This window comes from Bremerella volcania (genome assembly GCF_007748115.1).
Taxonomy (GTDB): Bacteria; Planctomycetota; Planctomycetia; order Pirellulales; family Pirellulaceae; genus Bremerella; species Bremerella volcania.
Window position 1 is genome coordinate 3,490,487 of record NZ_CP036289.1, and the last position, 21,230, is coordinate 3,511,716.

11 protein-coding genes are annotated in these 21,230 nt (G+C 52.7%); 9 read left to right on the plus strand and 2 right to left on the minus strand.

All coding sequences use genetic code 11. The annotated features are described in order from the left end of the window. The first annotated feature begins 38 nt into the window (after positions 1-38). Together Pan97_RS14015 and Pan97_RS14020 are read left to right on the plus strand one after the other, a co-directional pair. On the plus strand, positions 39-1,523 hold the full coding sequence (locus Pan97_RS14015) for a sulfatase (RefSeq protein WP_144973519.1): 1,485 nt from the start codon (positions 39-41) through the stop codon (positions 1,521-1,523). A 614-nt stretch (positions 1,524-2,137) separates the two neighbouring features. Next, positions 2,138-8,491, plus strand: a complete 6,354-nt coding sequence (locus Pan97_RS14020) for an endonuclease/exonuclease/phosphatase family protein (protein WP_144973521.1) — start codon at positions 2,138-2,140, stop codon at positions 8,489-8,491. 59 nt (positions 8,492-8,550) lie between these two features. Here the strand turns inward: Pan97_RS14020 and Pan97_RS14025 are convergent, their stop codons facing one another. After that, a complete protein-coding gene (locus Pan97_RS14025) occupies positions 8,551-8,784 on the minus strand; it encodes a hypothetical protein (RefSeq protein ID WP_144973523.1) in 234 nt (77 codons plus the stop codon). Between the two features lie 692 nt (positions 8,785-9,476). Here Pan97_RS14025 and Pan97_RS14030 point away from each other — a divergent pair. After that, the gene (locus Pan97_RS14030; protein ID WP_144973525.1) at positions 9,477-10,232 is read left to right on the plus strand and encodes a glycosyltransferase; all 756 of its coding nucleotides are present in this window, start codon (positions 9,477-9,479) and stop codon (positions 10,230-10,232) included. A gap of 93 nt (positions 10,233-10,325) precedes the next feature. Here Pan97_RS14030 and Pan97_RS14035 read toward each other — a convergent pair whose 3' ends face one another. Continuing rightward, the gene (locus Pan97_RS14035) at positions 10,326-11,453 is read right to left on the minus strand and encodes an ISAs1 family transposase (RefSeq protein WP_144970136.1); all 1,128 of its coding nucleotides are present in this window, start codon (positions 11,451-11,453) and stop codon (positions 10,326-10,328) included. A gap of 94 nt (positions 11,454-11,547) precedes the next feature. Between Pan97_RS14035 and Pan97_RS14040 the strand changes: the two genes are divergently transcribed. The 6 genes from Pan97_RS14040 (at position 11,548) to Pan97_RS14065 (ending at position 20,852) form a co-directional block, all read left to right on the plus strand. Continuing rightward, a complete protein-coding gene (locus Pan97_RS14040; protein WP_144973527.1) occupies positions 11,548-12,234 on the plus strand; it encodes a sulfotransferase family protein in 687 nt (228 codons plus the stop codon). Positions 12,235-12,825: 591 nt separating this feature from the next. Further along, complete coding sequence (locus tag Pan97_RS26520) at positions 12,826-17,466, plus strand: hypothetical protein (protein WP_144973530.1); 4,641 nt, start codon at positions 12,826-12,828, stop codon at positions 17,464-17,466. Positions 17,467-17,516: 50 nt separating this feature from the next. Further along, complete coding sequence (locus Pan97_RS14050) at positions 17,517-18,587, plus strand: hypothetical protein (protein WP_144973532.1); 1,071 nt, start codon at positions 17,517-17,519, stop codon at positions 18,585-18,587. Positions 18,588-18,754: 167 nt separating this feature from the next. Beyond that, complete coding sequence (locus Pan97_RS14055) at positions 18,755-19,084, plus strand: hypothetical protein (RefSeq protein ID WP_144973534.1); 330 nt, start codon at positions 18,755-18,757, stop codon at positions 19,082-19,084. Between the two features lie 305 nt (positions 19,085-19,389). Next, entirely contained in the window at positions 19,390-20,409 is a 1,020-nt protein-coding gene (locus tag Pan97_RS14060; RefSeq protein ID WP_144973536.1) for a Hint domain-containing protein, read from the plus strand. Next, entirely contained in the window at positions 20,406-20,852 is a 447-nt protein-coding gene (locus tag Pan97_RS14065; protein WP_144973538.1) for a hypothetical protein, read from the plus strand. Before Pan97_RS14060 ends, Pan97_RS14065 begins: the two co-directional genes overlap by 4 nt. Positions 20,853-21,230 lie beyond the last annotated feature (378 nt).

The window sequence follows — 21,230 nt, forward strand, 5'->3', positions numbered from 1 at the left end:
TGAGAGAAGATCGAAGAACTCAATCGTGAGACGAAAACATGAACTCCTTCCCTTCTATAGTTGGCACCTTCTTTTTATTGCTTGCATGGGGCGTTTCTCTTGCTGCAGCGGATAAACCGAACGTGCTTTTCATCGTTTGTGATGACCTGAACACGCATGTGTCGACCTCTGGTTACGCGCAAATCAAGACGCCTGCGTTTGAGAAGCTTGCGACATCAGGGGTTACATTCGACAGAGCGTACTGTCAGTACCCCGTATGCGGACCATCGCGGGCTTCATTTCTGCATGGGCTCTACCCCCAATCGACTCAAGTTCTCGATAACAAGACGGATATACGAGATGTCCGTCCAGGAACGGTATCGTTACCGCAATTGTTCAAGGAGTCAGGGTATTGGACCGGAGCCGTGGGCAAGGTCTTTCACAACGAAACGATCGACCCAGGTAATCTTGCTTGGAACGAAATGAAAAGGTTCGAGAACGACGAGATGCCCATAGTGACGCCTATCCGCGAAAGATTTGAAGCAAAGCATGGCTCGGTCTGGGAGGGCAAAGCTAGAAAAGCATGGCGAGAGTTCTATCCTACCATCGCTACCCAAACTCGAGGCCAGCAGCCTGGGTATGGTCCGACAGGCTTGGAAGATCACCAGCACAAAGATGGGAAGAATGCTCGCCAGATTGCTGCCTGGCTCAAGTCGGAAGTTTACGGAGACCAACCCTTCTTCATGGCCTGTGGGATTCAAAAACCACACGTACCCTTCTTGGCACCGGACAAATACTTCGCCATGTACCCGAAAGAAGAATTGAACTTCGAACCAGCTTCCCTTGAATTCTGGGACCACGTTCCCCCGATCGCAGGGACGAAAAGGTACGAAGGTTTCGGCCTTGAATTCGGAAAGGAGAATAAGCAACTACGCGGCGATTACATCCAAGCCTACCATGCTTGTATTTCCTTTATCGACGCCCAAATTGGCCTCGTCTTAAATGCCTTGGAAGAGAGTGGCCACGCCGACGATACGATTGTCGTATTGACTTCCGATCATGGCTATCTTCTCGGTGAGAAATTCATGTGGGGTAAAGTGATGTTATTTGAGCTTTGTGACCGCGTTCCTTTGGTCGTCCGTGTTCCTAGGTCAATTCATGCTGCCTCCGATAACGCTGGCCAAAAGAGCGACAGCCTGGTTGAATTGGTCGACCTCTACCCGACGCTCGTTGAATTATGTGAACTCGAGCCGCCAGCAGGCCTTCAAGGAACGAGCCTTGTCGGTATTCTGAAAGACCCCTCGGCCGAAGTCAAAGAGGTCGCATACACCGTCGTGACTCGCGGGGCCAACCTTGGCAAGGCCATACGAACAACACGATATCGATACACCCTATGGCCGAGTGGAGAAGAGCTCTACGACCTTGAGGAAGACCCGCAAGAGACGCATAACCTGGCGAAAGACGCTCGGCATATGGATACTCTCAAGGCAATGAGAAAAAAGCTGGCAGAAACCGAGGCGAGAGCTTCGTCGAGAATCAAATAACCCAACCATTTCATTGGCAGATCGATTCCCAAGCTTGTTACATTGTCAACACGATCAGACATCTAGCGTGTTCGATTAACGGAGTACTCAACCCAAGAAATAAAAAAAGCCGCTGACCTTCATTTCACAAATCAGAGGCTTTCTAAAGTAGAGCGAGATGGAATCAGAGAATGCGGTAAGCCAGGACTGATAACTGTTACCGGGCAATGGCAGCTGGCGCATCATTCCGAGACCGATTGGCATCTCGCTTCAGGTCCAAACCAGAATTGGTGCTTGCTAATAGTAAAGATACCAAAGGGTTTTGTCTTCATCAGATGTGATGGAACCTATTCTCTCGATCGTGCCTGGTAATCTATGAATGCAAGAACGTAGTTCTTCTGACGCATCTCATACGTTGATAACGAACAAGTTTTCAACAAGGTTAGCGCGCGATAGATCAAAGCTTTCTGTTGCTGACTTCATCGTTGCCTCGCAAAAGGTTCGCGAAGTTCATTCACTCCCTTCAACTCATCTTCACCGTTACCGCCGACGCTGAGGCAAGTTTCCGGTCGGGATATTTCTCCTGATCGTCAAGGTTGATAGGTAGAACCCAGAACCAAAACAAGGGGAAGTTGATGTCGAAATCCAGAAAGAATGGAAACAAGGCGCGGCAGGTATCTCGACTCAAAAGACGTGCTCGACTGGAAGGGTTGGAAGATCGGAGGCTATTGGCGGTTGTCGCCACAGAAGATTTTGACGGCAATCAAACCAACTTGATTACCGGTTTTGATCCGAGCACCGACAACCTGGACGGTGGCGGCGGAGATTTCTTTGGCGTTGGCAACACGGGCAACTGGCCCCAAGCGGATGGAGTGCCCTTTAGCCTCGCCGATGACAGTGTGGTCGATATTTCTGGGGGCGGAGTTTTCGCAGGCGATGACGAAGGTGTCTTTGGACAGAATCGCGATGCGAATGATGACTTCTTTGGTTTAGCCGATACACGGGAATGGGGAACTCCGAGTGCCTCTTGGCAATTCGATGTTTCCAATTTTGAGAATCTCGAGCTAAGCATCGATCTCGGAGGTATTTCCGATGCGGATTTTGGCGGCTTTAATGCGACAACCAGTGTCGTCTTCACGGCTCAGATTGATGGTGGTGCTACGCAAACAGCGTTTGAGATTGTGGCGGTGAATGGTACGTTTGTCACTCGACCGATGGACAGTGGCATGGCTTCCGGTGGCGGACGTTTGCTGGAAGTATCGGGTGATAACTCGGTTGAGAAGACTCTGGCGGATACAGGCGCAGCGGCAGCGGACACTTTCCTAGACAAGACTCCGGCCTCCGGTAGCGGTGCCGGGGAAATGGATACCTTCACCACGGCACTGAACGGCACGGGTTCGATTTTGACGCTGACCATGACCGCTGATGTACCGTTTGAAGCAATGGCCTTTGACAACATCGTGGTCACGGGAGATTCCACGGGAGCCGACATGTTGGCCCCGGTCGTTGCTGTCGTATCGCCTGAAGACGAAAGCGTCGACGTTCCGGTGGATGCCAACCTCCACGTTACCTTCAACGAAGATATCGTCAAAGGTACCGGATTTATCACTTTGGACGACGGCGTGAGTCCCGTTCAAATCCACGTTACGAGCACCGATGTAACCATCTCCGGCAATCAAGTCACGATTAACCCGCCCGCCGACTTGCTCTCGGCTACTTCCTATACGGTAATTATCGACGCCGGAGCATTTGAAGACACCTCTGGAAATGCCTCAACGGGAATTGCCGATCCAACATTCTGGAACTTCACGACCGCCGTGGCTGATCTTGCTCCTGAGGTCACCGAGAACGGTCCATTTGCCGTTTCCGATCAGGCACCAGCCGGCACGGTGGTAGGCGACGTTGACTCGACCAATGATGGCGAACAAGACAGCGGCGTTACCTACGAGATCGTTGCGACGGTTCCCAACGACGCAATGGCCGAAGGCCAAAATGGCTACAGTGTCGAAAAGATTTTTACGGTCGGAGAAACTTTCTCGGGGACATCAGGCGCTTACAACCCGACAACCGCAGGTGACTACACTCCGCCTGGCGTCGTCGATGGCCTGGGTGCGTTTGCATTGGATGCCCACACGGTCCGCGTGTTTGCAAATCACGAACTGTTGAACTTCAGCGGCTACGACTATGAAGTTAGCGACGGAGCGGGCGGCACGTTTACGATGGACGGAGCGCGTATCTCCTACTTTGATTTCGATAAGGAAACTCGCCAAATCGTTGATGCGGGCCTGGCCTATAACACCATCTACGATGCCAACGGCAACGTCGCGACGGATATTAGTTTTCTGGCCAACGACCTGATCGGATTCAGCCGGTTCTGTTCCGGCATGTTGATCGAGCCCCATCAGTTCGGCAACGGTAGCGGACTGGAAGATCGGATCTACTTCGCACCGGAAGAAGACGGGGGGACCTTCAATACGGTTGGCGGCGCGGTCTGGGCGTTGGATGCTGCGACCGGTGATCTATGGGCGATCCCCGGCTTTGGTCGTGGTGGATGGGAAAATGTCACCGAAGTGGACACCGGTACGTCGACACACGTTGCTTTCCTGTTGGCGGACGATACTTCACCCTTTAACGTGGACGGGGACGCCGATCCCGAAGCAGCGCCGATGTACATGTATGTCGGTGAAAAGAACGCCTCCGGCGACTTCCTGGAACGTAATGGCCTACGCGACGGCAAGCTCTATGTCTGGGTTTCCAACACGGGAGAAACAACTCCTTCGCAGTTCAACACAGCAGGTACCCTGAACGGGTCATGGGTGGAAGTGGACAACAGTCCCACCGGAACTCCTTCCGAAGATGGCTCCACTGGTTACGACGAATACGGCTACCCGACGCAGCGCACACTGTGGACCGAAGCCGAATCCCTAGGAGCATTTGGCTTTTCGCGTCCTGAAGACGTGGCGACTAATCCGGCCGATGGAACGGAGGTGGCCCTTGCTTCGACGGGCGTCGACACCTACGACGGAGGTGCCGATACGTTTGGTACGATCTACACCTTCAAAAATGATTTCAGTAATCTCAGCGCTCCCACGGCAACTCTCACCATCGTTTACGACGGCGATGCCGATCTGACTCGAGCACTGCGTAGCCCTGACAACCTCGACTGGGCGGACGATGGGTTTATTTACGTTCAAGAAGATAAAGCCGAGGACGATTCGCTGACGGGAGAGCCACTGTTTGGCCCTGGTGCGGCTAATCCGAACGAAGCAGGAATTGTTCAGGTCGACCCGACGACCGGTGCGACGCTTCGCGTCGCCAATGTGGACCGAAGTGTCGTTCTCGATCCCTCGACAGGCAATCCGGCTGATGCCTTCGATCTGGATGCGGGTGTTGCCGGCGAATGGGAAAGCTCGGGTATCCTAGATGTTTCCACACTCTTCGGCGAAGCCCCCGGGACGCTCTTCATGTTCGACGTTCAGGCCCATGGAATCGCCGATCAATCGACCGCCTCGACGACGGATGAAGGTCCTAACGCCGATTCGCGAATCAGCGACAACGATTTGGTTGAAGGTGGACAACTGCTGTTTTTGAAGAAGTCCGGTTTCAAGACCGCGGAAGATGCCATGGCCAAAGGCGTCGGCGGCTACCATGTGGACCCATTATTCACTGTCGGCGATACGATTCCGGGGACTTCCGGCGAGTACAATAGCTCAAGTGCGGGGGACTACACGCCGCCTGGTGTGATTGACGGACTTGGTGCCTACCAGTTGGATGCCAACACGGTTCGCGTCTTTGCAAATCATGAACTGCTGAACTTCCATGGATACGACTACGAGGTCAGCGACGGAAACGGTGGCACGTTCACGATGGATGGGGCCCGAATTTCATACATCGATATCGACAAGCATACCCGCACCATCGTTGATGCCGGGATTGCCTACAACACGATTTACGACGCCTATGGGAACGTAGCGACCGATATCAGCTTTTTAGCAAACGATCTGATTGGGTTTAGCCGGTTCTGTTCCGGTATCCTGATGGAAGCGGAGCAATTCGGTAACGGACGGGGCCTTGAAGATCGGATCTATTTTGCGGGTGAAGAAGACGGTGGATTTTTCAACGGTGTCGGTGGTGCCGAATGGGCTCTTGATCCGGAAACCGGAAATCTCTGGCAGGTTCCTGCCTTCGGAAGAGGCGCTTGGGAAAACATCACGGAGATTGATACGGGCAAGAAGAATCGCGTTGCCTTTATTCTCTCCGATGACACTTCACCTTTTGACTTCGATAACGACGGACAGAATGAGGCGGCTCCGCTTTACATGTACGTTGGCAAAAAGCATAAAGGCGGAGACTTCCTAGATCGTAATGGTCTTCGCGACGGAAAGCTTTACGTTTGGGTGGCTGATGATGCCTCGCAAACCACGCCTGCGGACTTCAATACCGCCGGCACGCTGGCAGGCTCGTGGGTCGAAATCGACAATTCGCCGAACCTCGGACTTGCTTCGGAAGACGGTTCGACTGGATACGATGAGTATGGGTATCCGACCCAGGGCAACCTATGGCTGCAAGCGGAAGCCTTGGGGGCATTCGGTTTCTCACGACCGGAAGACGTTGCTACCAACCCGAAAGATGGCACGGAGATTGTGCTTGCGTCCACAGGCGTTGACAACTACGTTGGTGGTGCCGATACCTTCGGTACCTTGTACACGGTGAAAACCGACTTCTCAAAGATCAACAAGCCAACCGCGACCGTCACGATTATCTACGACGGCGATTCCGATGCGACCCGCGGTCTTCGCAGTCCAGACAATCTGGATTGGGCGGACGACGGTTTCATTTACGTTCAAGAAGATAAGGCCGAAGATGCTTCACTTTCTGGCGAGCCGCTCTTTGGACCAGGTGCTGTTAATCCCAACGAAGCAGGCATCGTTCGCGTGAATCCGAACACGGGCGTTCTGCGACGCATCGCGAATATCGATCGAAATGTCGTCGTCGATCCGAGTATTGCCGATCCGGAAGACGCATTCGATCTTGATGCCGGAACCGTGGGCGAGTGGGAAAGCTCTGGAATTCTGGATGTCTCTACGCTGTTTGGGGAAGCACCGGGTTCACTGTTCCTGTTTGACGTCCAGGCTCACGGGATCGTAGACCAATCGACCGCTAGTTCAGGCGGGGAAGGCCCCAACCCGGGCTCTCGCATTACCGATAACGACCTGGTCGAAGGAGGGCAACTCGCTTTCCTCTCGAAGTCTCCCTTCGAGATCAACCCGAACACGGGGGTCATCACGGTCGCCAACGAAGGCATCCTGGATGCGGAAAAAGTCGCCGCATATCAGTTACAGATCTCGATTTCGGATGGCAGCAATACAACCTTCACCACGGTGGATGTTGCCGTCACGTCAGAGTCTGTCGCATCGGATAACGGGGTCCGTTTCGCCACTTACAATGCTTCATTGAATCGCAATTCCCAAGGTGAGCTCATTGAGGATCTATCGACGCTCAATAACTCGCAGGCTCAGGCTATTGCCGAAATCATCCAGCGAAACAACCCAGACGTCGTATTGATCAATGAATTTGATTTCGACAACAGCGAAATCGCTGCAAACCTCTTCCGGGACAACTACCTGGAGGTCTCCCAAAACGGCGCCGATCCCGTCTATTATCCCTATGTCTACGTCGCCCCGTCGAATACCGGTGTGGCGTCTGGCTTTGATCTGGACAACAGCGGTTCTGTCGGCGGCGGAAACGATGCCTATGGTTTCGGCCTCTTTGAAGGCCAATTCGGCATGGTGTTGTTCTCGAAGTACGAAATTGACGAGTTAGGAACGCGTACCTTCCAAGAATTCCTCTGGAAAGACATGCCGGGCGCACTTCTTCCGGCCGATCCGAACGATGCCGATGGCAATGGAGACTTCGACAACTGGCACACACCGGAAGAACTTGAGGTGGTCCGTTTGTCTTCCAAGAGTCATTGGGATGTACCGATTCTGGTCAATGGCAAAGTGATCCACGCCCTGACCGCCCACCCGACACCGCCTGTGTTCGATGGTGACGAGGATCGCAACGGAAGACGTAACTTTGATGAAATCCGCTTCTGGTCCGATTATATCTCGCCGGGAGAGGGTGACTACATCTACGACGATAACGGCTACCAAGGCGGTCTATTGGCGGGTGAATCGTTTGTAATTATGGGGGACTACAATTCGGACCCATTCGATGGCGATAGTATCCCAGGGGCCGCACAGCAGCTTCTCGAAAACCGGTATGTCAACACGGCCATCACGCCAACGAGCACTGGGGGTGTGGAATTCGCTGACGCAGGTCAGATTGGCAATCCTGCTTTCGATACTTCCTTCTTCCAACCGACTCCTGGCAATCTTCGCGTTGACTATGTGTTGCCTTCGCAGGATCTCGAAATGACGGGTGCCCAGGTTTTCTGGCCTGAGTCTTCCGATCCCAACTTCCCGTTGGTATCCGCCTCCGATCACCGCTTGGTGTATGTCGATCTGATCGTCGGTGCTCCCGAAGAGGCGGATGTCCGCCTGGACGACAAGGGCACGCTTGTAATTCGCGGTACGGATTCCAGCGACTTGATCCTCGTGACCCAGTTTTTCAGCAATCTGATCGTGAGCTCCGGGTTGGAAATCCTAGGCGTCTTTAATCCGGCCAACGTCACTTCAATCGTTGGATATGGGTTTGGAGGCAACGACTTGATCTCCATTAACGGCGGCATCGAAATCGCCGCGTCGCTCTTTGGAGGGCACGGCAATGACGTGCTTTCCGGAAGTGAAGTCGACGATGTCCTGGCGGGTGGCTTTGGCAACGACCTGATCCTGGGCGATAAGGGGGATGACCTGTTGATTGGCGGCTTCGATCACGACCTCCTTATCGGAGGTCGTGGCAGAGACACTCGCGTTAGGGATAACGGCGAGTTGGATGATTACTTTGCCGAAGAAGATCCAGAATGGATCGAGTGGCTGGAATTCTAATCCAGGCCTAAGTCGCTGGCTGATTCAAAGGAGTAGTTCCGATCGGTAAGACGGCCGGGCTACTCTTTTTTTTGTAAGGAATATCGTCTGCGATTTTTGGTCTGCTCGTCAAACTCGTTCTGAATCAATTGTGGAAAGAAGGTCAAAGCCTGATCGAGCAAACCAAGGTCATGCTCTCTCATTTGCATTAGATCTTCGCCGATGGTATCTACAACGGAACCTTTGAGACGTTCTGCACCAATGTCGGCTGAAACCTGAAAATCGTCCGCCGCTGGGACCGGACAGGCTTCCATGTCTTGCCGAAGCGGTGGGTCGTCGAGCGAACCTACGCCTGCTCACCCGCAACTGACGCTTGACCGCCGACTACGACACAAACATCAGTTCCGGGGAAGCCTTCAATCAGTCGGCGGTGATTCGATTGAAGGACAGAATACTGGCCAAATAGTCGCTTTCGAGGCCGGTTCCATTAGCTATCATATAAAGACCTGTGGTATGTTCTGGCACTGTTTTCTAAGTGGATTGCACCTTAATGGCAAAGATTGTGTTTTCCTGGGAAATGGGAGGTGGGTACGGCCATGTTGGTCCATTCCGCCCAGTTGCTGAAAGGCTATTGGCCAATGGCCATCATCTGGCCCTGGTCGTCAAAGATCTCAAACGGACGGCCGACCTTTTCTCCGACCTCGACATTGATCTATTTCAGGCCCCGATCAAATTAGGCCCAGCCATTCCGTATAATCCAACGCCTGCTACCTTTTCCCACCTGCTGGCCAACATGGGATATCAAGAGGCTCGCGAACTTAGGGCACTAATAGGAGCTTGGCGAAATCTATTTCAGGCTATCAAACCCAATTTGTTTCTATTTGATCATAGCCCCACCGCGATGCTGGCTGCACGGGGAATGAGTGGCCCAAAATTGACCGTCGGCACCGGTTTTTGTTGCCCCGTTGACGAGTTTCCTTTGCCGTCCATGGCTCCTTGGCGAGCCATGGAAGCCGATCAACGTGAGCGAGATGAACGGGCCATGGTCGAGCTTATCAACTCGGTCCTCGAAAGTTTTCAACAGCCTCAGATTCAGCGGATTGGCCAAATTTATGCAGAGATGGATGCGAACCTTCTTACCACTTTTTCTGAGTTGGATCATTATCCACATCGTGTCGGCAACAGCGTGTACCTGGGGCCCTGGTCAGGTAGCGTGTTGAAAGCGAACGACGCTGATCACAACTTGCCGGTAGATATGCCCGAAGGAAAAAAAACGAAGATTTTCGCGTACCTGAAGCCATCCAGGGCAGTGCCCGAGTTGCTACGCTGGATCAGCGGACAAGGGTTTTCGGCCTTGGTTGTAGGAGATGGTATCGATAAGAACAAACTCGAGCCGATACTCTCTGACAATGTGCGAATACATACAAGCGCATTACCGATCGAAACGGTACGGCGATGGTGCGACGTAGCGATTCTCAACGCAAGCCATGGCACGACATGTGACTTGTTGATGGCTGGCAAACCATTATTGCAGATTCCACTGGCCTTTGAGCAAGAAATCCTTGCCCGGCGAACGGTCGATATGGGTGCTGCCCTGGATGCATCGCCTGAACAGCCGCGTCAGGCAATTCAACAACTAAGTGCGCTGATTGGCTCGGCCTCGCACGCAAGAGAAGCACAAGCATTCGCTGAGCGTCATCATGACTTCGACCCCATAAATGCCTTCGAGGAATGCATCCGTCAGATTCAAACCCTAATCTAGGTGGCAGACAATAATTCTAGCCTTGGAATCACGGCGATGAGAGTCCAGCAAATGCGTGTAGTAGGTACCAGCCCACGGCGATTGCACCATAACTCACCGTCCCAGCAGGACTTCCATGCGGTAGTCATCGCCCCAGCCGCATTTTAATCGTTTGTTCTTCACGCCGACCTTGGCTGTCTTGTTGTTCTTCAGCAGGCTCAGGCTCGTCCTTCGTAGCAGGCTAAAGTTGGCGTCGGCGTGCCCTTTGCGGATGCGAGATTGATCTTCACCGAACGTCACGTCCAGTTGCCAGTGCAGGCTGTTTTCAATGCCCCAATGACCGCGAACGGCCTCGGCGAAACGCTTGCCGGAAAGGTACTTGCTCAGGATATAGTATCGCACCTCGCTCGTCTCGTTCCCGCCTTGCTTCACGATATTGATCGTCATCCCGATCGCCCTCAAGTTCGACCAACGATCTCGTGTGATGATCTCGTCGTTCACAGGGCAGATATAATAGGAACGCGACTCCTCGCGACCATGCCCTTTCTCGTGCGTTTCGTGACGGTGTACTTTGGCTCGCTTGAAATTGCTTTCCTGCTGCGCGACAAAAAAATCTTCGATCGAATCGTGGAGGGTCGGCTGATTGCGCTTCACGGCCAGGCAATAATCGGCTCCCTGGTCGACGATCTTCTGAGCGATGTCCTGTTGGCAACCTTGAGCGTCAATCGTCACTAAACTGCCGGAAACCTCGACGATTTCAAGCAGTTTGGGAATGGCGGTGATCTCGTTGCTCTTCGCGTCGGTTACTACCTGGCCGAGACTCACATGATTGGCAGTCGCCCAGGCACTGACCATGTGAATGGCCGCCTTGCTGCTGGCCTTGTCGAAACTCCGCCGCAGCGTCTTGCCGTCAATCGCGATGATCTGCCCGTCGGTGATTTCGTGTAAGGCGGTGATCCAAGTCAGCAAACACTTCTCAAACTCAGCCGGATTCAGCGAAGCCAAGATCGCATTAAAGCGATCGTGCGAAGGGATGCCGGAACTCAAATCAAGGAACTTACCCAGCCACTCCTTCTTCATCTCGGCCCAGTCGGCGATAGCCACAAAATCATCCGCCCCACTCATCACCGCACACAGCGCGATGGTCACGATATTCGTTAACGGATAAGTCACCTTGCGAGTCCGCGGATCGGTCAGATCGGCAAAGCACTCTTGAAGGGAAACAGGCGAACGTGACGACATGAGAAAGGCACCTGAGAACACCGGATCAGGCCGCGACAACCTCCGTCACAAAATCGCCTGACCGCCATTGCCTCAGTGTCGCAGATAACCCATCATGGCGCAATCGCCGTGGGTACCAGCCCCACCTAGAAAATCAACTGCTTATCAACCCCCCATTTATATCGACTTGGAAATAAAGGTAGAGCGAACCATGCCTCATCAGGGTAAGATCTTTGGAATCGGCCTAAGTCGAACTGGAACGAAAAGCCTTGCGACAGCCCTGAATCTCCTGGGAATCAAAACAATGTGGTATCCCCAGGATCAAACAACCTACCGAGAATTGATGACGGCTCATTATCGCCTCACGGTTCTCGAGGAGTACCAGGCACTTACCGATACGCCAGTAGTTCCTTTCTACCCTCAATTCGATCAAGAATACCCTGGCAGCAAGTTCGTACTTACTATCCGCGATAAAGAGTCGTGGCTTCGATCGTGCGAGAAGCACTGGCAGAACTCTACGTTTCCACCACAGGAAGTGCCCTTCTGGAGAAAGTACGCGAGTTTTATTGATCTTTGCGTCTACGGCTGTAATGCCTTCAATGCAAGTAGGTTTTCCTATGTTTACGATCGCCACGTTGAAGGCGTCCAGAGCTACTTTCACAATCGTCCCGATGACTTACTGATCATGAACATATGCGGCGGAGAAGGTTACGACCGACTCTGTGAATTCCTAGACTATCAGCTTCCAGAGAATAGCGAGTTTCCAAAGGTCAACGATTTTAACGCAAATCTGCTCCACTGATAGCGTTGCGTTTCAGGAACCGATGCGGCAAGCACTATCTCTCGTGATATAGATCGAGTCGAAATCATTCGATCAACTATTGCCTTCTTCTGTCACTCGTTCTTACAGGCGCGGTAACTCTGGCAGGCCAATTGAGCACTCTCTTAACTGTTCTCTTTCCTGTCGATCGGGTTTCAAGTGGCAACGACTTCCATAATTGCGCAAGTGTTCGTCTTTTGAGCCAGCAGCATGACCGACTACCAGGTCAGCTAATTTGCCACTTAATAGATTTTTCTCTCCAGCAATTATCGGGCGATTCGAAGGCGCTGAGTCTGTTATGAATCAGGTATATTACGCACGATATCTACAGGTATTGGTTAATCAAATCACAGCTGTTTTATCTATCATCGATTGGCAACAAAAATAAGCTAAATGGAAATAATTTAAAAAACCCTCGGTTTGAAATAATTTTTTCTTGACGGATCGAGAGGGGTATTCCTATACTGACGCTCGCTATCCATTGGACTCATACAGTCCACACAAATCTCTTTTTCTCTCTTTTCTACAAAACCGTACTTCGTATTACCCTCATTTCTTTGCGGAGTAAGTTCCATGATCGTAAGGTCACGTCAGTGGAAGGCTGCGCGCGCATCGCGGCGGCATCTCATCGAGCAGCTTGAAAGTAGGCAACTCTTTGCAACCGACTTTGGGCCCCAAATCGCAGCGGCAGATCAGACTCGAGATGATGCGATTGCGGCAGCGAACTCAACCTTGGCCAACGCCGAGGCATCTGCACAGCAGACATATAACACGGCCGAATCAAGTGCCTGGGGCACTTACACTACTGCCGTAGATTCTGCCAATAGCACTTATAACGGTGTCGTGAATCCTGCAAGTACAACATATAACGACGCCGTACAAGATGCCAGAAATGCGTTTTCATCCACGGTAGTTTCAGCGGACACTACCTACAGCAATGCTGAATCTACGGCCAGCCAGACATACGAAGATGCGATTACTGACGCCGACGACGACTATAACGCGGCTGTCGCCACGGCGGACACAGATTATTACGTCGCAGAACTGTTAGCCGCGAGTGACTACAATTTCGCACTGGATACTGCAGACGCAGACTACAACCAGGCCGTCGCCGATGCCGATCAAGCACTTGATGATGCCATTTTGGTTGCCGACGTCATCTATTCACTCGATGAGGCAGATGCATACAACACCTATTTGGCCGATGTTTCCCAGCATCAGCTTGATTATGACGGAACCATTTCAGGGTTGGCGATAACCCGTGACGATGCCATCACAGTTGCGGAATTGATCTATTCTCTCGACGTCGATCAAGCCTCGACAACACTGAATGATGCCGTTGCGGCAGCGCAGGTCCAGTATGACTCGACCGCAGCAGCAGCAGCAAGTGCCCGCGACGCAAGTATCGCCTCGGCCTGGAGCGCTTATGAATCTATCGTTGCGAATGCCTGGTCGACCTACCAAAGCGGTACGCTTGACGAGAGCTCTACCAACCCGCTCAACCTGGATGTATCCGGAGCTTATCTCAACCAATCAGGCTATGGGGGTGGTGGATATGGTGGGTACGGCGGTGGTGGATACGGTGGGTACGGCGGTGGTGGATACGGTGGGTACGGCGTAACCGCGCAACAGACATTTGATTCGATCGTTGCATTGGCTTGGACTAGTTATAACGCAACGGTCGATCAGGCTTATTTCGACTACGACTTCGCTATCTTTTTGGCAGATGCCGATTACAGCACTGCGGTTTTCAGCGCAGATACATCCTACAGCGACGACATTGCGAATGCTCAGGCTGTTCGATCGAATGCCATCACCGCGGCGGATTTGGCCTACTACGCAGCCGCCGATACCGCTCTAAACGACCTGAATGCTCAACTGGACAACGCATCCAATACCTATAACGCTGCCGTTGCCGTGGCAAACGCTGCCTATAACCAAGCGGTAGATGATGCCAACGATGTCTATGACGCCGCCGTGCTAGACGCCGAGATCGTACGGGTTTCTGCTTATATAACAGCATCGGATGCCTTCAATGCGGCGGAACAAGCGGCGTCGGACGCCTATGATTCGACCATGGCGGCAGCGGATTCGACACTGAGCGATGCTTCTCAAGCAGCTTCGGATCAATACGACCAAGCCGTATCTGACGCAACCGATGTCTACAACAATGCCAGAGCGGGTGCTCAAGCAACATACGATTCAGCGGTACAAGCGGCAGGCAATGCGCGCACCAACGCAATCCAGGCAGCACAGAACACGTTAAACGGAATTCTTGCTCCGGCCGAACAAGCCAAGCAAGACGCTATGAGTACGGCGAATACGGCCTACCAAACAGCGATCAGCGACGCCCAAAGCGACTACGATGACGCAGTGGCCGTAGCCCAATCCGACTACGACGACGCAGTAGAAGCAGCTCAAGACGATCTAGAAAGCGCGTTGTCTGGGCCGAATTCCACGCTTTGGGACGCCAAAGAAACATACGAGGATACGATACAAGATCTCCAGCAACAGGAGATGGACCTCTGGGATGCTTACTGGACCGCGCTCGATGAATACAATAATAGCTGCATGAGTGGATATGGTGGCTATGGCGGTTACGGTGGCTATGGCGGATACGGGGGCTATGGCGGCTGTTCGGGAACAGAACCACAACCACCTGTGTATGACTTCTCTGCCCAATATCAGGCCGCCGAAGATGCCTATCTGGATGCCAAGAAGCAGTTCGCCATTGCCGAGGCAAATGCAAACGTTCCATACACACAAGCGGTTGGTGATGCAGGGGTTGCTTTTACGCAAGCAGAATCTGCCGCCGGCGTTACTTTGGCCACAGACAAAGCAACCGCTGAAACCGATTTAGCCAAGGCGCAGGAGGCTGCGGATAAGACCTATATCGATACGGTTGCAGGTCCGATGGCCGACTTCAAAGCGTCCACGGCAACGGCGGATGCCAACTACGAGAAGGCCACTGCCAATGCAACTTCTACCTTCGAAATAGCCGTAGCAGGATTCTTTAATACCTACGAACACACGGTGGCCGACGCCGAAGAGGTCTATACACAACAGATCGCCGATGCGGACTATGCCTGGGATATTACCGAGGCGAATGCTGCCGAAACCTATAAGAAGGCGGTAGCCGATGCGGATCATCAACGTGCCTATGATGAAGCTGCCGCCGAAGAGACCTATAAGAACTCTGTTGGTGCCGCAGATAGAGCTTGGGTTACTGCAGAAGCTTCTGCGGCGAACACTAGTGACAATGCCATCGGCGACGCTCAGCAAGTCTACGACAACAGCACGGCCCAGGCTTACGTAGACTATGACAACACATTGGCGAACTTGGAGACGGCCTGGACCAGTTCGGTCAATGCTGCCGATGTCGCTTATGCTGCCGCAGAAGGCGCTGCGTATCAGTCTTACACCAGCGCAATGAATGCGGCCGAGGTTGTCTATGCTACGGCGGATGCAAGTGCATACTTGGCCTGGTCGTCGACAGTCTCGTCTGCACAGTCAACACTTGCGACAGAAATCGCCAATGCCGAATTGACCGTAACTGCCGATTGGGCCGCCACCGAGGGAACGAATTACGCGGCGTATGTATTGGCAGAAGTCACAGCATGGGTCTCGTTCACCTCGCAGAATAATGCGGCCTGGGAAACCTACGACGCAGCGCATGCTAATGCCGAGGTCGATCAGTATATGGCTAACGTCAATGCCACGAATGCCTACTACACCTCGGAAGCTGCTTCGTGGACCGCCCTTAATAACGATATTGCAAGTGCCTGGAACGCCTACTACAACGGCGAAACGGCTGCTTACATTGCCCAAGTCGCCGCCGATGGTGCGTCATTCTTAACGTACGCCAGCGCCGAGGCGGCTGCATACCGTGCATACGTTTCAGACGTTGCCGATGCAACAGAGACACGCTCCAACGCGATCGGCGATGCCTATGTAGCCTGGGTTACTGCGGAAGCGACTGCCGCGACAGCATACTACCAAGCCGTTGCCGATGCCTCGAAGGCTTGGGACTACGCTGAGGCAGAAGCGGACAAGGCCTGGAAGGTCGCGGTTGCCGACGCCTACAAAACATACTCTTACGATTTGGCAGCGGCCTGGAAGATCCGTCAAAATACGGTGGCCGATGCCAGACTCACATTCGCCCAGACCATTTGGCCTGCGTGGGTAACTTATAAAGAAACGGTCGCGGATGCCGCGGCGGCTAACATCGACACAGTTCAGCATGCCTATGCTGACTACGCCAAGGCAACCGCAGCGGCTGCGAAAGCCAAAACGGAAGCCATGGCTCAGCCAACGATCGATAACGCGACGGCCATTGCCCAGGCCGAAGCCACTCGTGCCGTTACCCTTTCTGGAATCGACCGGGATCGTGCGGTTGAGAACGCCCAGGACAACATCGCCCTGATTTCTGCCGCTCCGAACACCGACTTTGCTGGTATTGAACCGGTTGAGCCAACCAACTGGTGGCAAGCTGCTTGGAATCTGATCAGCAACTGGATCGTAGAGGCGGTTATTGGCATTGGGTTGGCGATCCTCATCGGTGCTCTTCTGGCGAGTGCTTCCCCAATTATCGTCTTATGTGGTGTCGCTCTCATCGTCGGAGGACTCGTTGCGTGGGGTCTCTATGGGTATGCCGCTGTAACGAACCGAATGACCGACGGGCAGACGACGTCCCAAGCAGTCCTTGGTGGGATCGCCGACGTAACGCCGGTTTCTCCGATCTACGAAGGTGTCATGAACGAAGATATCGCGACAGGCGAAGACTTGAATATGTCCGTTGAGGACCGAGCAAGTCGACTGGGAAGTGGTTTGGGTGCTCTTACTGCCATGTTGGCAGCCAAGCCTGCGGCTCGCTTCGGAAGCCGGTTTGGCAAGTACATCAACTGCTTCGTCGCGGGAACTGGAATTGTTATGAGTGAGGATGATGAAATCATCATCGCAGAAGCAGGCGGTCCTAATATGCTGGCCCTCATGGGAACAACATGCATCTCCGTCGGTGTTGCATCGATTCCTCTGGCCTATTACGCAACTCGAAAACGCAAAGCCTCTCCGAAGGATGTGGATCAATTCTTCGCCAATGACCTGGATGGAGAGTGGGAGGAATTAAATGACTGGCCAGTCGACCCAATCGGAGATGCGATGCTAGAGCTGGATGCTGAGGCCGAAGCCGATGAGGATCTTCTCGTCTACGCTTAGAGACGAGCAAGTTCCATAACATCCAACACTATTATCCAGGATAAAACGAAATGAATACCTTTCAAAAATCGATACTCTTATCCGCTCTATGTTGCACCATCGGCGCCGGTTTACTCTTGGCAGGCAGCCGTTCCATAACGCCTAGAGAGACAGAAGCTACTAAGCCGGTAATTCGCCCGATCGAAAGCGTCCGTTTAGGAGATCGCGTCGACACGTCGGCATCTGCAATTGCCAAGGAGAAGGCCGTCGCTCCCCTTGCGGAGCGACCCTATTGGGACGCGCTGGAAGTAGATTCCAACTCTTGGAAATCAATCCGCTTTCAACTTGTGAAAGGAAACGAGCTGTTCGATATCGAACTTCTCCGCCCTGACGGTTGGTTGCTGGAGAACGGAGTTGCAGTTGGCGGAAAAGTCCACCTGACATTGCCTGAGCAAAGTATTGATGATTGGGCGGATGTCATCGAGGTCTCCGCCTGCCCTCCGCTCGCAAAAGGAACAGGGCGCGTAGTTACTGGGTTGATAACGCATATCAGGCCTGGTGTTTATGATCTCTTTCTGGAAGATGCCCCTGAGTCGATCGGCGTCACAGACAATCATCCGTTTTGGTCTGTCGATCGCCAAGACTTTGTAGTTACCAGCGACCTGATCATTGGTGAAAGGCTCGAGGCATTTGGTAGGACTGTCCGAGTTGCGAATCTTGTGTCGCGTTCCGGCGAACACCGGGTATACAACCTGGAAGTCCATCGAGACCATATTTATCGAGTGACTTCCCTTGGGATTCTCGTCCATAATGCTTCCTCGAATCCTCATCTGGCTGGCCAAACTCCTCAACCTGGAACCCGGGGAACTGGCGTCAATCGGGCCCGTGCTGCTGAAGTTGAATTGGTTCAGCGGACTGGGAAGGGAACCAAGGCATGGACACCGGAACAAATCGAGTACATTCAACAGAACGGGCGACTTCCACCAGGGCAAGTTGGGCATCATATTAACAATGTCGCCGACTTCCCAGAATGGGCAGGAGACCCTCGCAATATCAAGTTTGTGGACGGGCAAGCTGGAAACCTTGCGGAACATGGCGGCAATTTCCAGAATAAGACGACTGGTCCATTGATCGATCGTTGAGAAATAGTCGCTAATCCGAAAGAAGACAGATGATAGATTGGGATGGTTTTTTGGCTCGGCTGAAATCGCACCCGAGCCATGGGCATAGGATACTTCCTCCCTGCTCCCCCAGTACCAAGTCCGCAATCGAGCAGCAGCTGGGTCCGCTTCCCGAGGACATCAGCCAGATGGTTGATCGGTTTAGCGGTGCCGAGTTATTTGTCGATTTCGCGACAATTTTCCGACTGACAGATGATCCGCCGCTTCCTCCACTGGAATGGGCGGTTGAGTGGTGCATTGATGCGATGACCACCAAGTGGCGAGTTGCGGGGACAGGGCGAGAGCAGGACTGGGCCTTAGCAATGACGAATTACGGAGGATTGATCCTGCTCGATTCGCAAGGATTAGTCAAAGAATGGGATACAGGTCAGGCAACTTGGTTGAACAAAGATATTTCCTTACAAGATTGGCTTGACGGTATTATGACTGAAGGTGAATCCCTCATGGAGGATTCATAGACCTGCTCGCTTGATCCGAAGGTTTGTATTCAGGAAACGGTTTTGCGTTCTGGCGCTTTTAAGGCACCGTTCAGCTTCATCGAGTACACCGCCAATGATTACTTTTCGCTACTCTGCTCAGGTGTTTACTGATTCGCTTTGATGCCCAACAACAGTTTATAGGTGATGCTAGGCATGCATCGATCAAAGAAGCACAGGCGTTCAAGGAGTTCAATGTCGAATTGAACGGCTGAACCATTAAGGATGAATTGCCCTTGAGCCCGAGCGGTAACGGTTCCTCAATCAGATCACACCAAGGAAACAAAATGTTTATTTCACGCGCTGCCGGCTGGTGGGTTACTGGTTGCCTGACTTTGGGAGTTGGCTTGCTATTAGCATCCCAAATGCCAGGTTCCAATGGAGACCCGACAGTTGAAGAACGGATCGTATCAATCGAAGACGTTCGTCTTGGCGACCGAGTCGACACCGATGCTTCGTCGGTAGCCAAACAACAGGCAATTTCTACTGTCGACCAGCGCCCTTACTGGGATTTACAGCCGGTTTCTGCCGATGACTGGAAAGCGGTAAAGCTACAGGTATCCAAAGACGGTGATGTATTTGACGTTCAACTTCTGCGCCCTAATCGGTGGTTTCTTGAGAACGAAGTGGTCGAAGGAGGGCAAGTTCATCTTGAATTGCCGGAACAAAGTATCGACGATCCTGCAGAAGTGATGCAAATCGGTGATTGTCCTACCCTGGCACCAGGCCGCGGACGTATCGTTACCGGGCTGATCTCTCATGTTCGTGGCGGAATCCTCAATCTTCACGTTGAAGAGCTCGCCAAACCGATTGGTGTGACCAGCAATCACCCGTTCTGGTCCGAGGATCGTCAAGCCTTTGTGACCGCAGGCGAACTGAAACCAGGCGAACATCTTCAATCCGGGGACAAAACCGTGACCCTCAGGCGAGTCGATGCCGTACCGGGCGAACGTCGCGTCTATAATCTCGAAGTTCACGGAGATCATATTTACCGTGTTAGCTGCCTAGGCATTCTGGTCCACAATGCCAGTGCGAAGACCTATCCTAGAGATTACCAAACCAAAAACACCCGACAACAAAGTGCCAACTACAACAGTGAGGGGGAAGCGAGAGCTTTGGCCCGTCAAAAAGTAGGGAAAAATCCAGTGGATGTAGGCGACAATAAATTGCGGAGCCAGGACGGACGCTGGCAGTATCGTGCCAAGCCAGTCGATACTAACCAAAACCATGTCCACCTTGAAAAGCTAGACCCAGTCACCGGCGAGGTACTTGAAAACTGGCATTTAAATTACCCTGAGGGATCATGAACCGTTTTCTCGAAATGGCGTCGGCATGCCAGCTATCGAAATACGAAGATCACGTATATTCAGCCGATCTTCGCTTTGACCTCCAGAACATCTCGAACTTTGTCGTCGAGTGCGAGATGCTACGCCAGGGAATCAGTTCTGGGCTGACGCTTGGTGGCGACAGATTCCAGGTTGCTCTCCGATTCAACGAATCGACCGCTCTATCAAGTTCACTGCTTGAGAATCCTCGCAGATGCATTATCACGCTGAATACCATCGATTTGGAGGCCATCGTTGCGTTCTTGCTGCGATATCTACGCGATGGTCTTGCCGAAGTATCGCACCTCGATATTGATCTGCAGCAACAAGAAGCCGACCAAGTCGACTTGGTAATCTACGCCGCCGATTCTCAGTCTCCCATGGGCGCGGAAGAGGCCAAGCGGTTGTTGGACGCCGACGATTGACTTTGTTCGACTTAGAACCTGTCTGTGAAGCCGCTATTATTTCTTCTAGCTATGTCTACGGAAAAGGACCTTCGACATCAAATTGAGTTTCTCAAGACGGAAAACGAAATGCTCCTCGAGCGGGTGCAAAAAAAGAAACTCTTCCTGCGGCAAGGCAAACGCGAACGACTTCTTAAGCTAGGATCCGTGCTTGGTTCCGCTATTCGCCAATTGATTACCAGCGAGGACCGGCCGACCCCTTGTGAATAGGATCAATCGCGAGTTCGTCGTTCTTGTCGCCAAGGAAACCGGTTGGGCTACAGCCGAATACTGGGAGAGATTCGGAAGCTTGGTATCGGCCGCATATCGCGGCAGACCGTGAAGAACATCTTGGTCGAA